Raw genomic sequence first — 19,362 nt, 5'->3', positions numbered from 1 at the left:
GGTGGAACGGACCCAGTCTATCCCCAGCAGCGGTGGTGTCGGTTCAAGCACCGGGCCTCGTCGCGATGAGCCGGTCGACGACGCCGAGCAGCGCCTCCATGTCGATGGTGCTCCGGTTCGGCCGCACATCGCTCGCGGCGCCCAGGGATGCCTGGTGGTACAGCCCGTCGCCGAGGAGCTTCACGGCCTCGGCGGTGGGCTCGTCCCCGAGGGCGTCGACGAGCGTGGCGAGCCAGGCGTTCTCGGTCTCGTCGAGAGTCCGGCCGGCCTCCTCGTAGCCGGCCTGCTGCAGGCGGCTCGCGGCGAGGAGGGCGAGGTCGAGCTCGCTGCCGACGAAGAGACAGTTCCGCACGAAGTACCGGGCAGCGCCGTCCTCGGCGTCGCGCATCCGCTCGACGTCGATCGCGGAGAGGTCGGAGAGGCGCTCGCAGAGTCCCTCGACGAGGGCCGCCTTCGAGCCGAAGTGGTAGAGCAGCCCGCCCTTCGAGACCCCGGCACGAGCGGCCACGGCGTCGAGGGTCGCCGGACGCTCCCCTTCCTCGCACACGATGGTGACGAAGCTGTCGAGGACACGATCGCGGGCGCTTGCCATGGGCACGAGTCTAGGGAGTCGTGGGCGACGGCACGGCACGCGCGCCGTCGCCCACGACCGGCCTCATCCCTTCAGCGCACCGGCGGCGATGTTCGCGATGAAGTGCCGCGACCCGATGATGAAGACGCCGATCAACGGGAACACACTGATCACCGCACCGGCCATCACGGCGCCGAGGTCGGTCGCGTTCACCGAGCTGAGCCCCGCGAGCGCCACCTGGAGCGTCTGCCCCTTCGGGTCGATGAGGACGATGAGCGGCCAGACGTAGTCGTTCCAGGCGGTGATGAAGGTGAAGATGCCGAGGAACGCGAGCCCGCCGCGGAGCATCGGCACCGCGACCGACCACCAGGTCCGGAAGAACCCGGCACCGTCCACCCGCGCCGAGTCGATGACCTCGTTCGGGATCGACCCGGTGGCGAACTGCCGGAGCAGGAAGATGCCGAACGCGTTCGCCGCTCCCGGGATGATGAGCGCTTGCAGTCCGCCGATCCACCCGAGGTGCGCCATGAGCACGAAGCTCGGCACGAGCGACAGGCTGCCGGGCACGAGGAACGTGGCGAGCATCACGGTGAACAACGTCCGCTTGAACGGGAACTCGTACTTCGCGAACGCGAACGCTGCGAGCGAGTCGAACAGCATCACGAGGACCGCGGTGCTGCCCGCCACGAGCACGGTGTTGAGGAGCGCCCGCAGCATGTCGACGTTGCTGAACACCGACGCCACGTTCGCGAGCGCGTTGTCCCCGAACCAGAGCGACGGCGGGTAGCCGAAGATCTCCGCGTTGGTCGACGTCGACATGACGAGCAGCCAGTAGAACGGGAAGATCGACAGCAGCACGCCGACGATGAGGCAGAGGTGCGTGACGGCGGTCCCGAGCCAGCCGCGGCGGAACCCGTGCCCGCGGTCGTTCGTCGCCGCACCGGGTCGCCCGAGCGCGGCGGCGGTGTTCGTGGTCGTCGTGGTCGGTGTCGCGGTCATGCGTCGACCCCCTTCGCGGTGGTGCGGGCCGGGTCGGTGCCGATCCGGTCGGTGCCGATGCCGTCGGTGCCGATCCGGTCGGTGCGGGTCGGACGCGGTGCGCGCAGGCGTCGTGGCGTCTTCAGGCCGTCGCGTTCGCTGAGCAGGCGCCAGTTGATGATCGCGAACACCACGGAGAAGAGGAACAGCACCCAGGCGATCGCCGACCCGTACCCGAAGTCGAACTGGTTGAACGCCTGCTCGTACTGGTAGAGCACGATCGTCATGCCGGCCTCGTCGGGGCCGCCCACCGCCTGACCGTTGAACAGGATCTGCGGCTCCGTGAAGAGCCCGAGCCCGCCGATCGTCGAGGTGATCAGCGTGAAGAGGATCACCGGACGGAGGAGCGGCACCGTGATCCGCGAGAAGATCTGCCACGCGTTCGCGCCGTCCACCTTCGCGGCGTCGTAGAGCTCCGTGGAGATCGACTGCAGGCCGGCCAGGTAGATGATCGCGTTGTACCCGGTCCACCGCCAGATCACCATCACCGAGATCGTGATCTTGATGCCCCAGTACGACGACAGCCACCCGACCGGATCCGCCCCGAGCGCTCGGAGCGCCGCGTTCACCAGGCCGAAGCCGTCGGAGAACACCGAGCCGAACACGATGGCCATCGCGACCATGCTCGTGACGTTCGGCACGAAGAACGCGACGCGGTAGAAGCCCTTCGCCCGGATGTTGCCGTGCAGCAGGAAGGCCAGGACGAGCGCGAGGAAGAGCATCGGGATCGTCGACATGATCCAGATGAGGAAGGTGTTGCCGACGGCGTTCCAGAACCGCGGGTCGCCGAGGAGGTACTGGTACTGCGCGAGCCCGACGAACGACGGCGAACCGACGCCGTCCCAGTCGGTGAACGACAGCACGATCGAGAACACGATCGGGAACAGCCCGAACACCAGGAAGAGCACGTAGAACGGCGCGATCGCGACGTACTGCGGCCAGAACCGGCGGAGGCCGAAGCGCTTCCCGGTCGCGGCGGTGGTGATGGACGAGGTGGGTGTGCCGACGACCGCGGGGATGCTCGTCGTCGGTGGTGCCTGTTTCGTGCTCATGCCCGGACCCCGCGCTTCTCGAGGACCCGGTTGGTCTGGTCGACGGCGTCCTGCCAGGCGCGGTCGGGGTCCTTCCCCGCGGCCTCGACGTTCGTGATCTCGGTCGCGAAGGCCCCGATGAACCGTTCGGAGTTCGAGATGTACGTCACCGGGACGTCCATCGCGGTGGCGTTGAAGAACGCGAGCGGGTCCTGGTCGCCGAAGTAGTCGCCGGGCTTCCGCATGATCCCGTTGCCGAAGGAGGCGGGGGTCGAGGGGAACAGCTGGATGTCGTTGTACGTGTGCGACTGCACCTCCGGCGAGGTGATCCACTGCGCGAACGCCGCTGCCGCGGCCGGGTCCTTCGAGGTCTTCGGGACCGCGAGGAAGGACCCGCCGCTGTTGCCGGGCCGTTCCGGCTGCCGGGCGATGCGCCACTTCCCGGCGGCGTCCGGGGCCGTGTCGTGGATGACCTGCGTCCACCAGGCTCCCTCGATCTGCCCCGCGACCCGTCCGGACACCCACCCGGCGTTCTGGTCGGTGCCGGACTGCAGGTTACCGGTCAGCTTCGACCGGATGCAGGCGACGGCGTTCTCCCACGCCTGCCGGATCGAGCTGTCGTGCCGCTCGAACACCGGCTGGTCGTCGCGGTCGAAGTACCGGGTCGGGCTCGCGTAGATGTACTGGTTGAAGAGCTGCGTCGCCGTGATCACGGTCGCCGCCCCCGCGTCCTTCCGGATCTTCGCGCCGAACGACCGGAACCCGTCCCAGGTCGCGATGGCGTCGGAGACCTCGTCCGGATCGGTCGGCAGCCCGGCCTTCGCGAGGACGTCCTGCCGGTAGAAGAACCCGGTGGGTCCGGTGTCGACCGGCCAGAAGCACTGCCGACCGCTCGGGGTCTTGCCGAGCGACCACTTCCAGTCGTAGTACTCGCGCTGCTTGGCGGTGCCGCCGTGGTCGTCGAAGTCGGTGAAGAGGTCCTCGTCGGGGAAGTAGAGCCAGCAGTTCGAGTTGACCATGAGGACGTCGGGGATGAACGCGTTCCCCGCGAGGGCCGTCCGGAACTTCGTGTCGTACGCCGCACCGCCGATGAGGTCGGGGCGGAGCCGCTTGGTGCCGTGACCGCTGATGCCCCCGGCGGCCTGCTTCAGGAACTTCGGGTCGAGCGACCGGTTCCAGTACCAGAGGACGAGTTCGTCCGGGTCCTTCGAGATGGCGGTGCCGGTGGAACACCCGGCGAGGAGTGTCGTGGCGCCGAGGGCGCCGAGGGCGCCCGCACCGGCGAGGAACCCCCGCCGGCTGAGACTGATCGATGGTGCTGCTGTCACGGAGTACCTGCTCTCGTCGTTGAGATCGGGATACCTGGAGCGTTCGATCGTGAACGCTCACGAAGTGGTGCAGAGCCTCCTCCACCCGACACGCCGTGTCAAGCATCAGAGCCGTTGCAGCGACCGCATCGTGGCAGTACCGTCGTCGTGACCGTGAAGGTTCACGAAACGATAGGGATCCGCATGTCAGCGCAGACCGCGACCACCGCCAGCAGCAGCACGAACGTGCAGCAGGACGTGCCCGGCTGGGCCGTCCTCGGCCCCGGCGGGATCGCTCGCCGCTTCCTCTCCCAGCTCCCCGCGAGCAGCGTCGGCGCGACCCTCGTCGCCGCCGGCAGCTCCTCGCCGGAGCGGGCACAGGCGTTCGCCGACGAAGCGGCCGAGCACGGCTTCGCGGACGTCGCCGCCCGGTCCTACGACGAGGTGCTCGCCGACCCCCGGGTGCACGCCGTCTACGTCTCCACGGTGCACACCGGCCACGCCGCGCTCGTCCTCGCCGCGCTCGACGCTGGCAAGGCCGTGCTGTGCGAGAAGCCGCTCGCGCCGAACCACGGGACGGCCATGGCGCTCGCCGACGCCGCACGCCAGGCCGGGCTCCCGCTCGTCGAGGCGTACATGTACCGCTTCCACCCGCAGACCGCGGCACTCCTCGACCTCGTCCGCCAGCGCGCGATCGGCGACGTCACCCACATCGACGCGTCGTTCGCGTTCCGCGCCGGGTCGCGGAGCGGGCGACTCTTCGACGTGGGCACCGCCGGCGGCGGGATCCTCGACGTGGGCGGCTACCCGGTGACCATGGCGGCCGCGATCGTCCAGGCGGCGACCCGGGTGGCCGTCGCGGAGCCGACCGAGCTCACGGCGGCCGGGACCCTCGGCCCGACCGGGGTCGACGAGTGGACCACCGCCCGGCTGACCTACAAGGGCGGCATCACCGCGGACGTCCGCACCGGGGTCCGCGTGCAGGACGACAACACGGTCACGATCCACGGCACCACGGGGAAGATCACGCTCAGCGACCCGTGGACCCTCGGCGAGGACCCGACCATCGAGATCCGCACCGTCGACGAGGACCCGCGCACGCTGTCCTTCGCCGGCGCGCACCCCTACGCGCTCGAGGCCGACGCCACCACCGCCGCGCTCGCCGCCGGCCACGTCGACGTGCCCGAGTACACCCTCGACGAGTCGCTCGCCACGGCCCGCACGCTCGACAAGTGGCGCGCCGCCATCGGCCTCCGCTACCCGTTCGAGGCCGAGACCGCCGACATCCCGACCGTCAGCGGGCGTCCGCTCACCGTGGCGGCGGCGGAACCCGCGAAGCCGGGCAACCCGATGCGGTACGGCGAGGTCGCTGGCGTCGGCAAGCGGATGTCCCGCCTGGTGATGGGCGTCGACAACCAGCCCGACCTGGCGCACGCCAGCGCCATCTTCGACCTGTTCGTCGAGCAGGGCGGCAACGTCTTCGACACCGGCTACATCTACGGCGGCGGTGTGCTCGAGGGCCGGCTCGGCAAGTGGATCCAGAACCGCGGCGTCCGCGAGGACGTGGTCGTCATCACGAAGGGCGCGCACACCCCGTTCTGCGACCCGGAGTCGCTCACGAAGCAGTTCCTCGAGAGCCTCGAGCGCCAGGGCACCGACTACGCGGACATCTACATGATGCACCGCGACAACCCGGACATCCCGGTGGGGGAGTTCGTCGACGTCCTCGACGAGCACCGCCGCGCCGGCCGCATCCGCGTCTACGGCGGGTCGAACTGGACGCCGGCGCGCTTCGACGAGGCGAACGCGTACGCACGGGCGAACGGCAAGCACGAGTTCGAGGTCCTGAGCAACCACTTCGGCCTGGCCGAGGCCTACGACGTGCCGTGGGACGGCTGCGAGCACGCGACCGACGCGGCGTCGAAGGCGTGGCTCGAGGAGCGCCAGGTGCCGCTGCTGCCCTGGTCGTCGCAGGCCCGCGGGTTCTTCACCGGCCGGGCGACCCCGGAGGACACCAGCGACGCCGAGCTCGTCCGCTGCTACTACAGCGACGAGAACTTCGAGCGGCTCCGTCGCGCCCGTGAGCTCGGCGAACAGTACGGGGTCCCGGCGACGGCGATCGCCCTGGCGTACGTCCTCAACCAGCCCTTCCCGACGTTCCCGCTCTTCGGACCGCGTACGATCGCGGAAGCCCGGTCCTCGATGACGGGCCTCTCCGTCGACCTCACTCCGGAACAGGTGGCATGGCTGGACCTCCGCGACTGACGGACCCCGCAGCGACACCCGGCGGCCGGGCGACGATCATCGACGTCGCCGCGGCCGCCGGGGTGTCCCGGCAGACGGTCACGCGCGCCATGAACGGGATGTCCGGGATCAGCGCCGCGACGAAGCAGCGCGTCCTCGCCGAGGCCGAGCGGCTCGACTACCGCCCGTCGCGGTTCGGCCGCGGCCTCGTCACCGGCGGAGACCACCAGCTCGGGCTCGTCGTGAACGACCTGCGGAACCCGTACACGCCGCAGCTCGCGTCGGCGGTGTTCCGGCTCGCCGCCGAGCAGGGGTGGAACGTCATGCTCGCCGACGTCGACCTGGCGAGCGACGCGGACCGGATGGTGCAGGCGCTCGGCGCGCAGACGGACGTGGTCATCGGGTACCTCGGCTCCCGTCGTGAGCGCTGGAACGACCTGCTCGGCACGGTGCCGATGGTCGAGCTCGACCCGTACTCGGAGCCGCCCACCGCCGCGGTCTGGATCGACCCGGCAGACGCGATCGAGGTCCTCGCCGACCACCTCGTGGCCACCGGGGTCCGGCACCCCGTGGTGCTCGACAACTCGTCGCCCGAGCAGACGAGCGTCCGCGGTGTGCTCCTCGTGGACGCACTGCGGCGTCGGGGCTACCTGCCGGAGCTCGTGCACGCACCGCACGGCACGGCCGAGTGCGGCGCCGAGGAGACGACGAAGATCCTCGGGCGGAAACGTCGGCTCGACGCGATCCTGGCCTTCAACGACGTGATGGCCCTCGGCGTGCTGCAGGCCTGCCGACGCGCCGGGGTGGACGTCCCCGGTGACGTCCGTGTGGTCGGGGTCGACGGCCTGCCGCTCGGCACGCTCGTGTCGCCGACGTTGACGACGCTCGCGGTGGACCTCGACGCCGTCGCACGCGAGGCGCTCGACCTCGCACTCGGCATGCTCGCTGGCGACCTCCCGCGTCACGGTCCCACGGTGCAGCGCACCGTGCGCCACCGTCTGCTCCTGCGCGAGTCGGCCTAGGGACGGCGGCCCGCCCTGGGCGGGACCGACCACCGGACTGGAGGCACGGTGCGGGCTGGCACCGCGCCTCCCGTCCGCCGTTCAGTTGCATTTGCAACCAATACCGTCCAGACGGTACACTAAGGGAGTCCTGACGGGGCGCGTGCCCACACCGCGTCCCGTCTCGTCTGCACGCCGTCGACCTGGTCCGGCTCGAAGTCCCAGGAGTCCCCGTGTCCGCACTGCTCACCAGCCCCGTCGCCACCGCCGTCACCACCAGCCGCGCCCGACGGTTCGCCGCGCTCGCCGTGCTCATGCTCCCCGTCCTCCTCATCTCGGTGGACAACACCGTGCTGAGCTTCGCGCTGCCGTCGATCTCCCGCGCCCTCAACCCGGACGCGACGACGCAGCTCTGGATCGTCGACGCGTACCCGCTCGTCCTCGCCGGGCTCCTCGTGGTGATGGGCAGCATCGGCGACCGCATCGGCCGACGCCGGATCCTCGTCATCGGCGCCAGCGGGTTCGCCCTGTTCTCCGTCGCAGCGGCGTTCGCGACCGACGCCTGGATGCTCGTCGCCGCCCGCATCGCGATGGGGGTCTTCGGCGCCATGCTCATGCCCGCCACCCTGTCGATCATCCGCAACGTCTTCGTCGACGCGGGGGAGCGGCGGATGGCGCTCGCCGTCTGGTCGACGATGTTCGCCGCCGGCAACGCCCTCGGACCGCTCGTCGGCGGCGTCCTCCTCGCGCACTTCCACTGGGGTGCCGTGTTCCTCGTCGCGGTCCCGATCCTCGTGCTCATGCTCGTCGGCGTGCCGTTCTGCGTGCCGGAGTCCCGCGACCCGATGCCCGGGCCCGTCGACGTACCGAGCATGTTCCTGTCGCTCGGCGCACTCGCCCCGACGGTGTGGGCGATCAAGTCCGTCGTGCACCCCGAGGAGCGCGGGTTCGCGATCGCGATGCTCGCCGTCGGTGTGCTCTCGGGGATCGCCTTCGTGCGTCGACAGCTCCGGTCGCGGAGCCCGATGCTCGACCTCCGGCTGTTCCGCTCGACCGCCTTCACCGGCAGCGTGCTCATGAACATGACGGCGATGTTCTCGCTCACCGGCTTCCTCTTCTTCATCGCGCAGCACCTGCAGCTCGTCGCCGGCCTCGACCCGTTCACCTCCGGCGTCGTGCTCGTCCCCGGGTCGGTCCTGACGATCGTCGCCGGGCTCGTGGTCGTCCCGATCGTCGGCCGGGTCGCACCGCGCTGGGTCGTCGCCGTCGCCCTGCTGTTCTCGGCAGCCGCGTACGCGATGATCGCCGTGCTCGGCCACCACGCCTCGATCGTGGCGCTCGCGTTCGCCTTCGTGCTGCTCGGCATCGGCATCGGCGCGTCCGAGACGGTCACGAACGACCTCATCATCTCGACGGCCCCGGCGGACAAGTCCGGTGCGGCGTCGGCGATGTCGGAGACCGCGTACGAGATCGGCGCGGTGCTCGGCACGGCGGTCCTCGGCACGATCCTCGCCACCGCGTACCGGTCGCACGTCGTGGTGCCGGACGGGCTGTCCTCGTCGGCGCACACGGCGGCGCAGGAGACCCTCGGCGGAGCGGTGTCCGCGGCGAGCGAGCTCGGCGGGTCCGCCGGGCAGGTGCTTCTCGAGTCGGCGCGTGCGGCGTTCGACTCCGGCGTCACCGTGACGGCCGGGGTCGCGGCGCTCCTCATGGTGGTCGCGGCTGCCGGTGCCGTCGTGATGCTCAAGCGGCGCTGACCCCGCGCGCCTCGCACGGTGCGGGGGCCTGCACGTGCCTCGCACGGTGCGAGGCCCCGCACGGTGCGCGGGTGTGGTGCGAGGTTCCGGACTCCGTGCGACTCGGCGTTCCCCGCACCACGTCCGGAACCTCGCACCGTTCGGCCTCGCCGCCCGCGCCCGCCCGGCGCACCCTCGCACGGTGCGAGGTCCGCACCGCGCGTCACATGCGGTCACACGGCGCGCCCGAGATCGGCCGAACCTGAGAATCGTTGACCTGAACCATGGTTGAGGTCCTACGTTGGGACATGGTCGCGGAGCCGCGGCCTCACCTCCCCGAAGGAACGACCACGACTCCCATGCCCGACGAAGCACCGGCGAACATCGCGGACGCGTACAAGGCCGCCTTCCGGGGACACCCCGCCGGCGTCGCCGTCATCACCGCCGAGGGACCCGACGGCCCCACCGGTCTCACGGCCTCGAGCGTCGCGAGCGTCGCGATCGACCCGCCCGTGCTCGTGTTCTCGTTGTCCACCAACTCCGGGTCCGCCGGCGTCGTGCTCGGCGCCCCGCTGTTCGTCGTGCACCTGGTCGACTCCCTCGGGGTCGCCCTCGCCAAGCGCTTCGCCTCGACGGGCAGCCCCGCGGCCGACGACCCGATCTGGGGCACGCTGCCCTCCGGCGACCGCTACCTGCCGAGCGCCGCCAGCGCCCTCCGCTGCCGCCCCCTGTCGACGACGCCGATCGGTTCGTCCACCGTCGTCGTCGCCGAGGTCCTCGACATCGTCGTCGGCCTCGAGCACGGCGAACCGCTGGTCTACCACAACCGGGAATTCCACTCCCTCACTGATCGTTCCCGGCTCTCGTGAGCCGCGGAGCACCATCCGCAATCCACTGATCGAAAGGAACTCACATGGCTGAGTACACCCTGCCGGAGCTGCCGTACGACTACGCCGCGCTCGAGCCGCACATCAGCGGCAAGATCATGCAGCTGCACCACGACAAGCACCACCAGACCTACGTGACGGGTGCGAACACCGCGCTCCAGCAGCTCGGCGAGGCCCGCGAGTCCGGCAACTTCGGTGCCATCAACAAGCTCGAGAAGGACCTCGCGTTCCACCTCGGTGGCCACGTCAACCACTCGATCTTCTGGACCAACCTCGGCCCGGACACCAAGGTCCCGGAGGGCGAGCTCGCCGCCGCGATCGACGAGTTCTTCGGCTCGTTCGAGAAGTTCCAGGCCCAGTTCTCCGCCGTCGCGAACGGCATCCAGGGCTCCGGCTGGTCCGTCCTGGCCTGGGACACCGTCGGCCAGAAGCTGACCACGTTCCAGCTGTTCGACCAGCAGGGCAACATCCCGTTCGGGCTCGTCCCGATCTTCATGCTCGACATGTGGGAGCACGCCTTCTACCTCGACTACCTCAACGTCAAGGCGGACTACGTCAAGGCCGTGTGGAACATCGTCGACTGGGAGAACGTCGCCGCGCGCTTCGCGAACGCGAAGTCGCAGAGCTTCGTCACGCTCTGACGGATCGTCGGCGGGTCACCCCGGTGACCGTCCGACGGTCTGATCGCGTGACCGTCTGAACGACTGGAGGCGCGGTGCCAGCTGGCACCGCGCCTCCAGTCGTTCCCGGTGTCAGACCGTCGCGACGCCGACGGCGGCGACCAGGCCGCCCGCGATCCTGCGGAGCTCGGCGTCGACGTCACTGCGCGCACGGTCCACGACCGCGCCCCACTGCACACCGCGTGCCGACAGGACGGCGTCACGCGCGACCCGCTCGGCGTCGGCCGGGTGGGCCCCGCGGGCCGAGCACCACGCTGCGATGGCAGCGATCTGGGCACGGTGGAAGGTGCGCTCACGGTCGCGGCCGTCGAGCGACTCCACCGAGCCGAGCTCGAAGGTGAGGCGCGCGGCGAGTGCACGCTCGGGGTCGTCGAGGCCGCCGAACACGGCGACGAGGTACTCGGAGAGGGCGGCGTCGTCGGCGGCAGGGTCGAGCGGCGTGGTCGACACCGTGCTGGACAGGTGGTCGACGACGGCCTGGATGAGGGATTCGCGCGAGCCGAAGTGGTAGACGATCGGGTACGCGCTGGTGCCGAGCACGCGGCCGAGGCTGCGGACGGAAACGTCCTCGATCTTGGTGTCCTGGAGGTGCTGGGCGACCTTGGCGACGATCGCGGGCTTGAGGGTCGGATCGGGCTTCCTGGGCATGGTGTGTCTCCGCGGGGTCGTGTGGGATGCGCGACCGTTCACATACGATCGTTTGTATATTACCGTTCATGCGAGAAAAGGGCCAGGGGCGATCCGATCGAGGTCACGAAACGGAGATTTGCTCGGCTTCGCGTAGGATGAGCGGGATGTCCACTCCGTCCGAGCGCTCCGCCGCCCCGTCACGTCCCGGCACGACCCGCGCCGGACGTGCGGTCGCCGGACGCCGTCGCGGGGCGGGGAAACGCTTCCTGGTCGTCGGCGACGTCCTCGACGGAGTCCTCGTGCAGACCACCGCAGCGGCGGTCGGCGTGCACGACCCGGCCGCCGTGATCCGACACCGCCCCGTCGGCGCAGCCGGCAACACCGCCACCTGGCTCGGCTGGCTCGGTGCCGAGGTGGACCTCGTCGCCCGTGTCGGGGTCGACGACGTGTACCGGCACGAGCGGGCGCTCGGCGACGCCGGCGTCCGCGCCCACATCCGCTACGACGCGCGGACCACCACCGGGGCCGTCGTGTCCGTCCGCAACGACGTGGGCCGCACGGCGATGTCGGACCCCGCGGCGAGCGGCGCGCTGACCGCGGAGGACGTCCCGGTGGAACTCGTCGACAGCGCCGACATCGTGCACCTCACCGGCGCGGCGATGCTCGGCGGTGGAGGTGCCGAACGCATCGCATCACTCGTCGCACACGCTCGCTCGGGGTCCGCGCGTGTCTCGCTCGACCCGTCCTCCACGGCGGTGGTGCAGGCGGTCGGGGCCGAGGCCTTCCTCGCCGCCCTCGTCGGCGTCGACGTGCTCTTCCCGAGCGAGGACGAGGCGCTCGCACTGACCGGAGCGGCCACCGTCGCCGACGCCGTTCGGGCGCTCACCGAGCGGGTCCCACTCGTGGTCGTCACGCGAGCGCACGACGGCGTGCTCGTCGGACGTCCGGGGCGGACCCCGCAGCGGGTCCCCGTCACGCCGGCGACCGTCGTGGACACGCTCGGCGCGGGCGACGCGTTCGCCGCCGGCTTCCTGCGCGCGTGGGCCACCGATCCGGTGCGGGTCGGAGCGGCTGCGCGGGAGGGCACCCGCGTCGCCGCACGGGCGCTCGGCTTCGTCGGTGGGCGCCCGCCGGTCTGACCGAGGTCCGCGGGGCCGCCGGGCCAGCCTTGCCAGCCGGTTCAGCGCTCGCTGGGTTCGGCGACCACGGTGAGGGTCTGGACGCGTCCGGCCGCGAGCGGTGCCAGTCGGATGTCGACGCGGAGCCGTCCCGCCGTGCCCGGCAACCACCACCGCAGGTGCGTCGGGGCCGAGGACTGCTCCGCGACGGGTGCTGCCGCCAGGTCGGCCCCGACGGTCGCGACCGCCTCGGCGATCGCCCGGCGTCGGCGCTCGTACGGCACGTCCATCGCCACGTTCGGCGTGCAGGTCGCGTCCGCCAGGTCGTCGCTCCAGTCGGCCAGGAGGCGCGTCACGGCGACCTGCGCGGCTCGCGCCGCCGACAGGGTGCGTCCAGTTCGCGGTGCCTGCGCGGCGAGGACGAGGTCCAGTGCCCGGTCGGCTGCTGCCGAGACCTTGGCCTGGGTGGCGTTCTCGAACGCGACGACGCCGAGGCCGTCCCGCACCGACCACCGCATGTGTGCCGAGAAGCCCGGGTAGCCGCCGGAGTGCGAGACCAGTTCGCCGAACGCCGGGTCCTGCTCGACGAAGAGCCCGAAGCCGTAGGCGGTGGGCCGCGCCGAACCCGGCACGACGGCGGCGGGGACGACGCGCATCGCCTGCTGCATGAGCCGACGGTCGGCGGGGGAGACCGGCCCGGGCTCCGGCTGCTCGTCCGGGTGTTCCTCCGTGCCTCCGACTGGCACGGCGGAGTACGCCGACGCGAGGTGCCGGCCCCACCGAGCGAGGTCCGCGACGGTGGAGAACAGCCCGCCGATCGGCGAGAACGCGCCGGGGCCGGTGAGCGGCAGCGGCTCCCAGGCGCCAGCGTGCGGACGGACCCCCGTCACCACGAAGCCCCGTGAGTCCGCGGCACGGAAGACCGTGTCCTCGAGCCCGAGCGGGCGGAGGACCGTGGCGGTCGCGACGTCCGGGTAGGGCGCTCCCGCGACGACGGCGATCACCCGGCCGAGGAGCGCGTACCCGAGGTTCGAGTAGGCGAAGCGGGTACCGGGCACCGAGTCGAACAGCAGGCCGTCGCGGAGGACGGCGTCGAGCTCGGCGTCGGAGATCGACTCCTGCCGGTCCGCCCACGGGTCGTCGGTGGGGAACCCGGCCGCCATCGTCAGGAGCATCCGCAGCGTCGGCACGGGGGAGTCCGACGTCGGCAGGTCGACCTCGGCGAACGCGGGCACGAAGTCGGTCACGGGAGCGTCGAGCTGCACTCGACCCGCCGCGACCAGCGCGAGCAGCGTCGCGGCCGTGACGCTCTTCGTGCACGAGGCGATCCGGTACACCGTCCGTTCGTCGGGCGCGCGTCCGTCTCCGCGGTCACCGTGCCCGCCGGACGCCACCAGCCCGTGCCGGTCGAACACGCCCCACACGCTGCTCGGGGCGGTCCCGCGCTCGACCCGCGCCCGGAACACCGCGTCGACCTCGGCGAACACCCGGTCGTCGACTGCGCTCACGATCGGCGCATCCGCTCGTAGGCGTCGAGCGCGCGCTGCCGGGTCGCCTTGAGGTCGACCATCGGCTCGGGGCGGAGTTCGTCGGACGGCACCCACCGGTGGACGTACTCGCGGTGCGGGTCGAATCGTTCGAGCTGCCGGTCCGGGTTGAACACGCGGAAGTAGGGGGCGGCGTCGAAGCCCGACCCGGCGACCCACTGCCAGTTGGCGGCGTTGTTCGCGGGGTCGGCGTCGACGAGTGTGTCCCAGAACCACTGCTCACCCACCCGCCAGTCGACCAGCAGGTTCTTCACCAGGAAGCTGCCGGCGGCCAGGCGCACCCGGTTGTGCATCGCACCGGTGTGCCAGAGCTCGCGCATGCCGGCGTCGACGAGGTCGAAGCCGGTGTCGCCCTGCCGCCACCGGTCGATCTCGTGCTCGTCCGGTTCGCGCCACGGGAAGGCGTCGAACTCGCGGCGCACGTTGACCGTCGCGATGTCCTCGCAGTGGAAGTACTCGTTCCAGTTGAACTCGCGCCACGCCAGCTGCCGGAGGAACGCCGAGGCGTGCTGTCGCTGCTCGGGTTCGAGTCGATCGTGCAGGCGGTGCCAGACCTGGTACGGGCTGACCTCGCCCCATCGCAGGTGTGGGGAGAGCCCGCTGGTGGCCTGCATCGACGGTTCGTCGCGACGGTCGTAGTCCTCGAGCGCGTCGTCCACGAACTGCTCGAGCCGGAGGTGCGCGCCGTCCTCGCCGGGCTGCCACGCATCACGGAGTCCGCCGGCCCAGTCCGGTCGTGTCGGCAGCAGTGCCCAGGTGTCGAGGCCGACGCTCGCGACCTCGGCGGGTGCCGGCAGGTCGCTCGGCGACGGCAGCGGGTGTCGGGGTTCGGGCATCGCCTGCACCGCTCGCCAGAACGGCGTGAAGACCTTGTACGGCTCACCCTGTCCGTTCAGGATCGTCCACGGTTCCCAGAGCAGGTTCGCCGCGAAGCTGTGGGCCTCGGTCCCGGCGTCGGTCAGGGACGACTTGATCCCGGCGTCGAGGTCGCGCTCGACCGCGCCGTAGCGACGGTTCCAGAAGACGGCATCGGCACCGGTGTCGGCGACGAGCCGGCTGATCTCCTGCGCGGCCGGACCGCGCCGCAGCACCAGGCGGGAACCACGGTCGCGGAGCTCGGTGTCGAGTGCGCGCAGGGAGTGGTGCAGCCACCAGCGGCTCGCCGCACCGATCGGCCGGATCCCCGGCGACTCGTCGTCGAGGACGTACACGACGGTGACGGCACCGCCGTGGTCCACCGCGGCACGCAGCGCGGGGTTGTCGGCCAGCCGCAGGTCGTCGCGGAGCCAGACCAGCGCGCCGGTCACACCGTCGCCGGGTCCGGGGTGACGGCTCCCCGCGACTCGGTGCGGCGTGTGGGCGTCGACGCCGCGGCCGTGCGGAGCTTCGTGCAGAGCTCGGTCAGGGTGCGGAGCTCGGCGTCGTCGAGCCCGGCACCGACCTGGTCGGCGATGGTCTGGGCGTGCTGCACGGCGACGGACCGGTACACGTCGAAGCCGTGGGCCGTGAGCGCGACGATGACCCCGCGGGCGTCGGTCGGGTCCGGCTGCTTCTCGACGATCCCGCGCGTGGTGAGCCGGTCGACGAGGCGGCTGACGCTCGGCTGCGTGAGGAGCAGATGCCCGGTGAGCTCGCGCATCCGGCACCGGCGGCCGGGCTGGGTCGACAGGTTGAAGCAGACGTCGTACTCGTTGAAGGAGATCTCGTCGGCGGGGAACTCGGCGTTGAGCGCCCGCATCACGGTCACCTGCGCGCGGAAGAGCGCTTCCCACGCCGCGACGGCGATCGCCTTCTCGGTGCGTCGTGACTCGTCCACGATCGCGCTCCCTCCGGTCGTACGGTCATCCCACACTACCGATGGGGGACGACACCGGACGGCGCCGACGCGCGGCCGTGTCCCCCGGGTGCGCACCACAGCGGTCCGGAGTCCGGTCGGGGACGCAACGAGGGCCGGCCGTCACGGGGACGACCGGCCCTCTCCCTTGCACCAAGAGTGTCCTGCAATCACATTCCACAGGCGGTGCCACAGCAAACACCGTCTGCACCACCGACTGTATAACGAACGGGTAACGGCACGCTAGAGACCGCGGCGGTCGTTCGCTGCGAGTTCACCAAGAACGCGCGGTGGGGATCAGAAGAGGTCGGGCGACGGGGTCGATGCGTAGCGAACGGCGACGTCGGCGTGGCGGTCGAAGCGGTACCCGACGCCGCGCACGGTCCGGACGATCTCCTCGAACGCGCCGAGCTTCGAGCGGAGCCGACGCACGTGGACGTCGATCGTGCGCTCGTTCGGTGTCTCGTCCTCGCCGTCGGACCACAGTCCGTCGATGATCGCCGAGCGGTCCACGGTCTGCCCCTCGCGGAGGACGAGGAACTGCAGGAGCTCGAACTCCTTGTACGTCAGGGGAGCGGCTTCGCCGTCGAGGGTCACGCGCTTCCGGGAGATGTCGATGACGACCCCGGTCTCCTCGGGCTCGGGCTTCTCGGCCTGCTTGCGGGCGGCGACGGCGGACCGGTCCTGCAGCGCGAGGCGGACCACGTCGACGTCGCGGCCACCGGAGCCCTCGGCGGCGACGGCCACCGCGGCGTAGGTCTCCGAGGAGGGGACGAGCTGCGCGGTGAGGGCCTTCAGCTGCTCGACCACCGCGGCGAGCGTGGTGCCGGCAGCGGCGGCCTTCGCCTCGTCGATGCCGACGTAGAGCGCGAAGCCGCGGGCCTCGGTGCCCTCGGGGAGCGCGCGGTTCCGCTGCGGGGCGACGACCGGGCTGGTGGGGATGCCGGAGGACGTCGGCGGCGCGACCGGCTCGCGACGGGGGCGGAGCGGCGTGACCGTGCCGAGGTCGGTGGGTGCCGGTGCGGTGGTTCGGAGGGCGGTACGGGGCTGAGCGATGGTGAGCGACATGGCGGTTCTCCGGGCGATGTGGCTGCGGCACGATGGGGCGGCCGCGGCTGTGTCGAATGCGTCGGCCCGGGTACGGCGAGTGCCGTGGTGCCCTGCGGTCCTGCTGCGGACCGGGGCTGACCCGGGGGTACGGGAGACAGACCTCGTGACGTGGTGCGCGTCGTCGACGTGGTCGTCACCCGGGGATCACGATCGCGCGACGGGGGTGGTGTCGCGGGTGATCCGGCTGGAACGGGTGCCGATCAGGCACACATTCGACAACGCATGACGGCCATGGCCGGCATCATCATGCCGACGGTCCCCGCTGCCCCTGCGAAGGAGCACGCCTCGGAGAGGACGCGAGCGGACACGGTTGCAGTCATGGGTCGAGTATCAGCGGTATACCAACCCCGTGTCAACCGTCCGCTCGGACGGTCGTCCGGAAACAGCGCCGGAGCGCCGGTGGGGACTACTCGGCGAGCCCGTACAGGCGGTCACCGGCGTCACCGAGACCCGGCACGATGTAGCCGTTCTCGTCGAGCTTCTCGTCGAGCGCCCCGAGGACGATCGACACGTTGCGGTCACCGACCGCGGCCTCGACGGCTGCGAGGCCCTCGGGTGCGCCGAGGATGCACACGCAGGTGATCTCCTCCGCACCACGGGCGAAGAGGAAGTCGATCGCCGCGGCGAGGGTGCCACCGGTCGCGAGCATCGGGTCGAGCACGAAGCACTGCCGGCCGGACAGGTCGTCGGGCAGGCGCTCGGCGTAGGTCTGCGGCTCGAGGGTCTCCTCGTTGCGCGCCATGCCGAGGAAACCGACCTCGGCCGTGGGGACGAGCTTGACCATGCCCTCGAGCATGCCGAGGCCGGCACGCAGGATCGGCACGACGAGCGGGCGCGGCTTGGCGATCGAGACGCCCATGGTGTGGGCCACCGGGGTGTCGATGGGGGTCGCGGTGACGCGCACGTTCCGGGTCGCCTCGTACGCCAGCAGCGTCACGAGTTCCTCGGTGAGGGCACGGAACGTGGGGGAGGGCGTCGTACGGTCGCGGAGCACCGAGAGCTTGTGGGTGATGAGCGGGTGGTCGGCGACGTGGACTCGCATAGGGTCGACCCTACCGTGCCGCCGACCGCCAGGAGGTCCCGTGGAGGAGCCCGCAGCCCGACCCTTCGTCCCCGCGATGGAGCGCGCCCTCGACGAGGCGCGCGCGTGTCTCGCGACCGGGGACGTCCCGGTGGGGGCCGTCGTGCTCGACCGGGACGGCGTCGTCGTGGCCGTCGGCCGGAACGAGCGCGAGGCGCTGCAGGACCCCACGGCGCACGCCGAGGTGCTCGCGCTCCGGGCCGCGGCCGCGGTCACCGGTGACTGGCACCTGGCGGAGCACACGCTCGTCGTGACCCTCGAACCCTGCCCGATGTGTGCCGGGGCGATCATGGCCGCCCGCGTGCCGCGCATCGTCTTCGGCGCCTGGGACCCGAAGGCCGGCGCGAGCGGCAGCGTCTACGACATCGCGAGGGACCGTCGCCTGCCGCACCGGTCCGAGGTCGTCGGCGGCGTGCTCGAGGGGGAGTGCGCAGCGCTCCTCGACGCGTTCTTCGCGTCGCGACGCTGAGCGTCACCGCCGCACGTCGCCGCCGCACGGCACCGCCGAGCGTCACCGCCGCACGTCTCGCTCGGCCTCCCGCGCGCGACGCCGATCCGTCAGTCGGCAGCGCGGATGACGATGGCCTCGGTCGGCGGACGCGGACCGGTGCGGAGCACGTCCGGCTCCACGTAGATGACCCGCGCGATCGGCACGGCCGACCGGATCCGCTGCTCGACGGTGTCGATGCCCGCCGCGACGTCGCCGAGTCGCCGGTCGCCGTCGACCGCGACCTTCACGCCGACCATGAGCTCGTCGGGCCCGAGGTACAGGGTCTTGATGTGGATGATCGAGTCGACCTCGGGGCCGTCCAGCAGCGCGTGCTTGATGCGCTCGACGTCCGCAGCGGTCGCTCCCTCGCCCACCAGGAGGCTCTTCGTCTCGATGCCGAGCACCACCGCGACGGCGATGAGGAGCGCGGCGATGAGGATCGTGCCGATCGCGTCGAACACGCCGTTGCCGGTGATCGCGGTGAGGCCCACGCCGAACAGGGCGAACACGAGACCGAGGAGCGCCGCGGTGTCCTCGAGCATGACGACGGGGAGCTCGGGGGCCTTCGCCCGGCGGACGAACTGGACCCAGCTCTGCCCGCCCTTCTGCGGGCGGGCTTCTCGGAGCGCGGTGCGGAGCGAGAAGCCCTCGAGCCCGATCGCGATGACGAGCACCACGAGCGGCAGCCACCAGTTCTCCAGCGGGTGTGGGTGGGTGAGCTTCTCGATGCCCTCGTACAGCGAGAACACGCCGCCGACGGAGAACAGGATGATCGAGACGACGAAGGCGTAGACGTAGCGTTCCCGGCCGTAGCCGAACGGGTGCTCCTCGTCGGCCGCCCGCCGTGCGCGTCGCCCGCCGAGCAGCAGGAGGAGCTGGTTCGCCGAGTCCGCGAGCGAGTGCACGCCCTCCGCGAGCATCGACGCGGACCCGCTGATCGCCGCGGCGATGAACTTGACGATCGCGATGCCGACGTTGGCGGCGAGTGCGGCGAGGATGGCCCTCGTGCCTCCGGAAGCGCTCACGGGTGTCCCTTCTCCCTGACGTGCGATCCGAT

At 71.3% G+C, this 19,362-nt stretch carries 18 protein-coding genes; 7 read left to right on the top strand and 11 right to left on the bottom strand.

Annotation, left to right across the window (positions count from 1 at the left end; translation table 11 throughout):
* Positions 1-43: 43 nt before the first annotated feature.
* The 4 genes from DEJ28_RS12900 to DEJ28_RS12885 all read right to left on the bottom strand — a co-directional run bounded on the left by DEJ28_RS12900 (position 44) and on the right by DEJ28_RS12885 (position 3,968).
* Positions 44-592, bottom strand: a complete 549-nt coding sequence (locus DEJ28_RS12900; RefSeq protein ID WP_111115908.1) for a TetR/AcrR family transcriptional regulator — start codon at positions 590-592, stop codon at positions 44-46.
* A 63-nt stretch (positions 593-655) separates the two neighbouring features.
* Positions 656-1,570, bottom strand: a complete 915-nt coding sequence (locus DEJ28_RS12895) for a carbohydrate ABC transporter permease (protein WP_111115909.1) — start codon at positions 1,568-1,570, stop codon at positions 656-658.
* The gene (locus DEJ28_RS12890; protein WP_111115910.1) at positions 1,567-2,661 is read right to left on the bottom strand and encodes a carbohydrate ABC transporter permease; all 1,095 of its coding nucleotides are present in this window, start codon (positions 2,659-2,661) and stop codon (positions 1,567-1,569) included. Before DEJ28_RS12890 ends, DEJ28_RS12895 begins: the two co-directional genes overlap by 4 nt.
* A complete protein-coding gene (locus tag DEJ28_RS12885; protein ID WP_258368091.1) occupies positions 2,658-3,968 on the bottom strand; it encodes an ABC transporter substrate-binding protein in 1,311 nt (436 codons plus the stop codon). Before DEJ28_RS12885 ends, DEJ28_RS12890 begins: the two co-directional genes overlap by 4 nt.
* A gap of 183 nt (positions 3,969-4,151) precedes the next feature.
* On the opposite strand from DEJ28_RS12885, the gene DEJ28_RS12880 reads away from it, so the two are divergent.
* The 5 genes from DEJ28_RS12880 (at position 4,152) to DEJ28_RS12860 (ending at position 10,456) form a co-directional block, all read left to right on the top strand.
* Positions 4,152-6,212 carry an aldo/keto reductase gene (locus tag DEJ28_RS12880; protein ID WP_111115911.1) on the top strand — a complete coding sequence of 687 codons (2,061 nt, stop codon included), beginning with the start codon at positions 4,152-4,154 and terminating at the stop codon, positions 6,210-6,212.
* Positions 6,191-7,213, top strand: coding sequence for a LacI family DNA-binding transcriptional regulator (locus tag DEJ28_RS12875; protein ID WP_111115912.1), 1,023 nt, complete (start codon positions 6,191-6,193; stop codon positions 7,211-7,213). Before DEJ28_RS12880 ends, DEJ28_RS12875 begins: the two co-directional genes overlap by 22 nt.
* A gap of 212 nt (positions 7,214-7,425) precedes the next feature.
* Positions 7,426-8,949 carry an MFS transporter gene (locus DEJ28_RS12870; protein WP_111115913.1) on the top strand — a complete coding sequence of 508 codons (1,524 nt, stop codon included), beginning with the start codon at positions 7,426-7,428 and terminating at the stop codon, positions 8,947-8,949.
* A gap of 338 nt (positions 8,950-9,287) precedes the next feature.
* Positions 9,288-9,797 carry a flavin reductase family protein gene (locus DEJ28_RS12865; RefSeq protein WP_111115914.1) on the top strand — a complete coding sequence of 170 codons (510 nt, stop codon included), beginning with the start codon at positions 9,288-9,290 and terminating at the stop codon, positions 9,795-9,797.
* A 44-nt stretch (positions 9,798-9,841) separates the two neighbouring features.
* Positions 9,842-10,456 carry a superoxide dismutase gene (locus DEJ28_RS12860; protein WP_111115915.1) on the top strand — a complete coding sequence of 205 codons (615 nt, stop codon included), beginning with the start codon at positions 9,842-9,844 and terminating at the stop codon, positions 10,454-10,456.
* A gap of 111 nt (positions 10,457-10,567) precedes the next feature.
* Here the strand turns inward: DEJ28_RS12860 and DEJ28_RS12855 are convergent, their stop codons facing one another.
* Complete coding sequence (locus tag DEJ28_RS12855; RefSeq protein WP_111115916.1) at positions 10,568-11,143, bottom strand: TetR/AcrR family transcriptional regulator; 576 nt, start codon at positions 11,141-11,143, stop codon at positions 10,568-10,570.
* A gap of 146 nt (positions 11,144-11,289) precedes the next feature.
* Here DEJ28_RS12855 and DEJ28_RS12850 point away from each other — a divergent pair, with 146 nt between their 5' ends.
* Entirely contained in the window at positions 11,290-12,264 is a 975-nt protein-coding gene (locus tag DEJ28_RS12850; protein ID WP_181433738.1) for a carbohydrate kinase family protein, read from the top strand.
* 41 nt (positions 12,265-12,305) lie between these two features.
* On the opposite strand, the gene DEJ28_RS12845 is transcribed toward DEJ28_RS12850, so the two are convergent.
* The 5 genes from DEJ28_RS12845 to upp form a co-directional block, all read right to left on the bottom strand.
* Positions 12,306-13,751 carry a serine hydrolase domain-containing protein gene (locus DEJ28_RS12845; RefSeq protein WP_181433739.1) on the bottom strand — a complete coding sequence of 482 codons (1,446 nt, stop codon included), beginning with the start codon at positions 13,749-13,751 and terminating at the stop codon, positions 12,306-12,308.
* The gene (locus DEJ28_RS12840; protein WP_111115919.1) at positions 13,748-15,097 is read right to left on the bottom strand and encodes a cryptochrome/photolyase family protein; all 1,350 of its coding nucleotides are present in this window, start codon (positions 15,095-15,097) and stop codon (positions 13,748-13,750) included. Before DEJ28_RS12840 ends, DEJ28_RS12845 begins: the two co-directional genes overlap by 4 nt.
* Positions 15,094-15,606: a MarR family winged helix-turn-helix transcriptional regulator gene (locus tag DEJ28_RS12835; protein ID WP_181433740.1), complete on the bottom strand. Its 513-nt coding sequence runs from the start codon at positions 15,604-15,606 to the stop codon at positions 15,094-15,096. The genes DEJ28_RS12840 and DEJ28_RS12835 overlap by 4 nt, the downstream gene beginning before the upstream one ends.
* A gap of 315 nt (positions 15,607-15,921) precedes the next feature.
* A complete protein-coding gene (locus DEJ28_RS12830; protein WP_111115920.1) occupies positions 15,922-16,692 on the bottom strand; it encodes a winged helix-turn-helix domain-containing protein in 771 nt (256 codons plus the stop codon).
* A 448-nt stretch (positions 16,693-17,140) separates the two neighbouring features.
* Positions 17,141-17,776, bottom strand: coding sequence for a uracil phosphoribosyltransferase (gene upp / locus DEJ28_RS12825; RefSeq protein ID WP_111115921.1), 636 nt, complete (start codon positions 17,774-17,776; stop codon positions 17,141-17,143).
* Between the two features lie 76 nt (positions 17,777-17,852).
* Between upp and DEJ28_RS12820 the strand changes: the two genes are divergently transcribed.
* The gene (locus DEJ28_RS12820; protein ID WP_111115995.1) at positions 17,853-18,284 is read left to right on the top strand and encodes a nucleoside deaminase; all 432 of its coding nucleotides are present in this window, start codon (positions 17,853-17,855) and stop codon (positions 18,282-18,284) included.
* Positions 18,285-18,373: 89 nt separating this feature from the next.
* Here the strand turns inward: DEJ28_RS12820 and DEJ28_RS12815 are convergent, their stop codons facing one another.
* Positions 18,374-19,330, bottom strand: coding sequence for a cation diffusion facilitator family transporter (locus DEJ28_RS12815; protein WP_111115922.1), 957 nt, complete (start codon positions 19,328-19,330; stop codon positions 18,374-18,376).
* Positions 19,331-19,362 lie beyond the last annotated feature (32 nt).

The organism is Curtobacterium sp. MCPF17_002, from assembly GCF_003234115.2.
Lineage (GTDB): Bacteria > Actinomycetota > Actinomycetes > Actinomycetales > Microbacteriaceae > Curtobacterium.
This window is presented reverse-complemented; position numbering and strand designations above follow the sequence as displayed.

What these genes read in the sequence shown, in the direction of transcription:
- DEJ28_RS12855 (WP_111115916.1), bottom strand. Translation starts at nt 11,143, where the DNA reads ATGCCCAGGAAGCCCGATCCGACCCTCAAGCCCGCGATCGTCGCCAAG.
- DEJ28_RS12860 (WP_111115915.1), top strand. Translation starts at nt 9,842, where the DNA reads ATGGCTGAGTACACCCTGCCGGAGCTGCCGTACGACTACGCCGCGCTC.
- DEJ28_RS12890 (WP_111115910.1), bottom strand. Translation starts at nt 2,661, where the DNA reads ATGAGCACGAAACAGGCACCACCGACGACGAGCATCCCCGCGGTCGTC.
- DEJ28_RS12900 (WP_111115908.1), bottom strand. Translation starts at nt 592, where the DNA reads ATGGCAAGCGCCCGCGATCGTGTCCTCGACAGCTTCGTCACCATCGTG.
- DEJ28_RS12850 (WP_181433738.1), top strand. Translation starts at nt 11,290, where the DNA reads ATGTCCACTCCGTCCGAGCGCTCCGCCGCCCCGTCACGTCCCGGCACG.
- DEJ28_RS12880 (WP_111115911.1), top strand. Translation starts at nt 4,152, where the DNA reads ATGTCAGCGCAGACCGCGACCACCGCCAGCAGCAGCACGAACGTGCAG.
- DEJ28_RS12820 (WP_111115995.1), top strand. Translation starts at nt 17,853, where the DNA reads ATGGAGCGCGCCCTCGACGAGGCGCGCGCGTGTCTCGCGACCGGGGAC.
- DEJ28_RS12895 (WP_111115909.1), bottom strand. Translation starts at nt 1,570, where the DNA reads ATGACCGCGACACCGACCACGACGACCACGAACACCGCCGCCGCGCTC.
- upp (WP_111115921.1), bottom strand. Translation starts at nt 17,776, where the DNA reads ATGCGAGTCCACGTCGCCGACCACCCGCTCATCACCCACAAGCTCTCG.
- DEJ28_RS12865 (WP_111115914.1), top strand. Translation starts at nt 9,288, where the DNA reads ATGCCCGACGAAGCACCGGCGAACATCGCGGACGCGTACAAGGCCGCC.
- DEJ28_RS12875 (WP_111115912.1), top strand. Translation starts at nt 6,191, where the DNA reads ATGGCTGGACCTCCGCGACTGACGGACCCCGCAGCGACACCCGGCGGC.
- DEJ28_RS12830 (WP_111115920.1), bottom strand. Translation starts at nt 16,692, where the DNA reads ATGTCGCTCACCATCGCTCAGCCCCGTACCGCCCTCCGAACCACCGCA.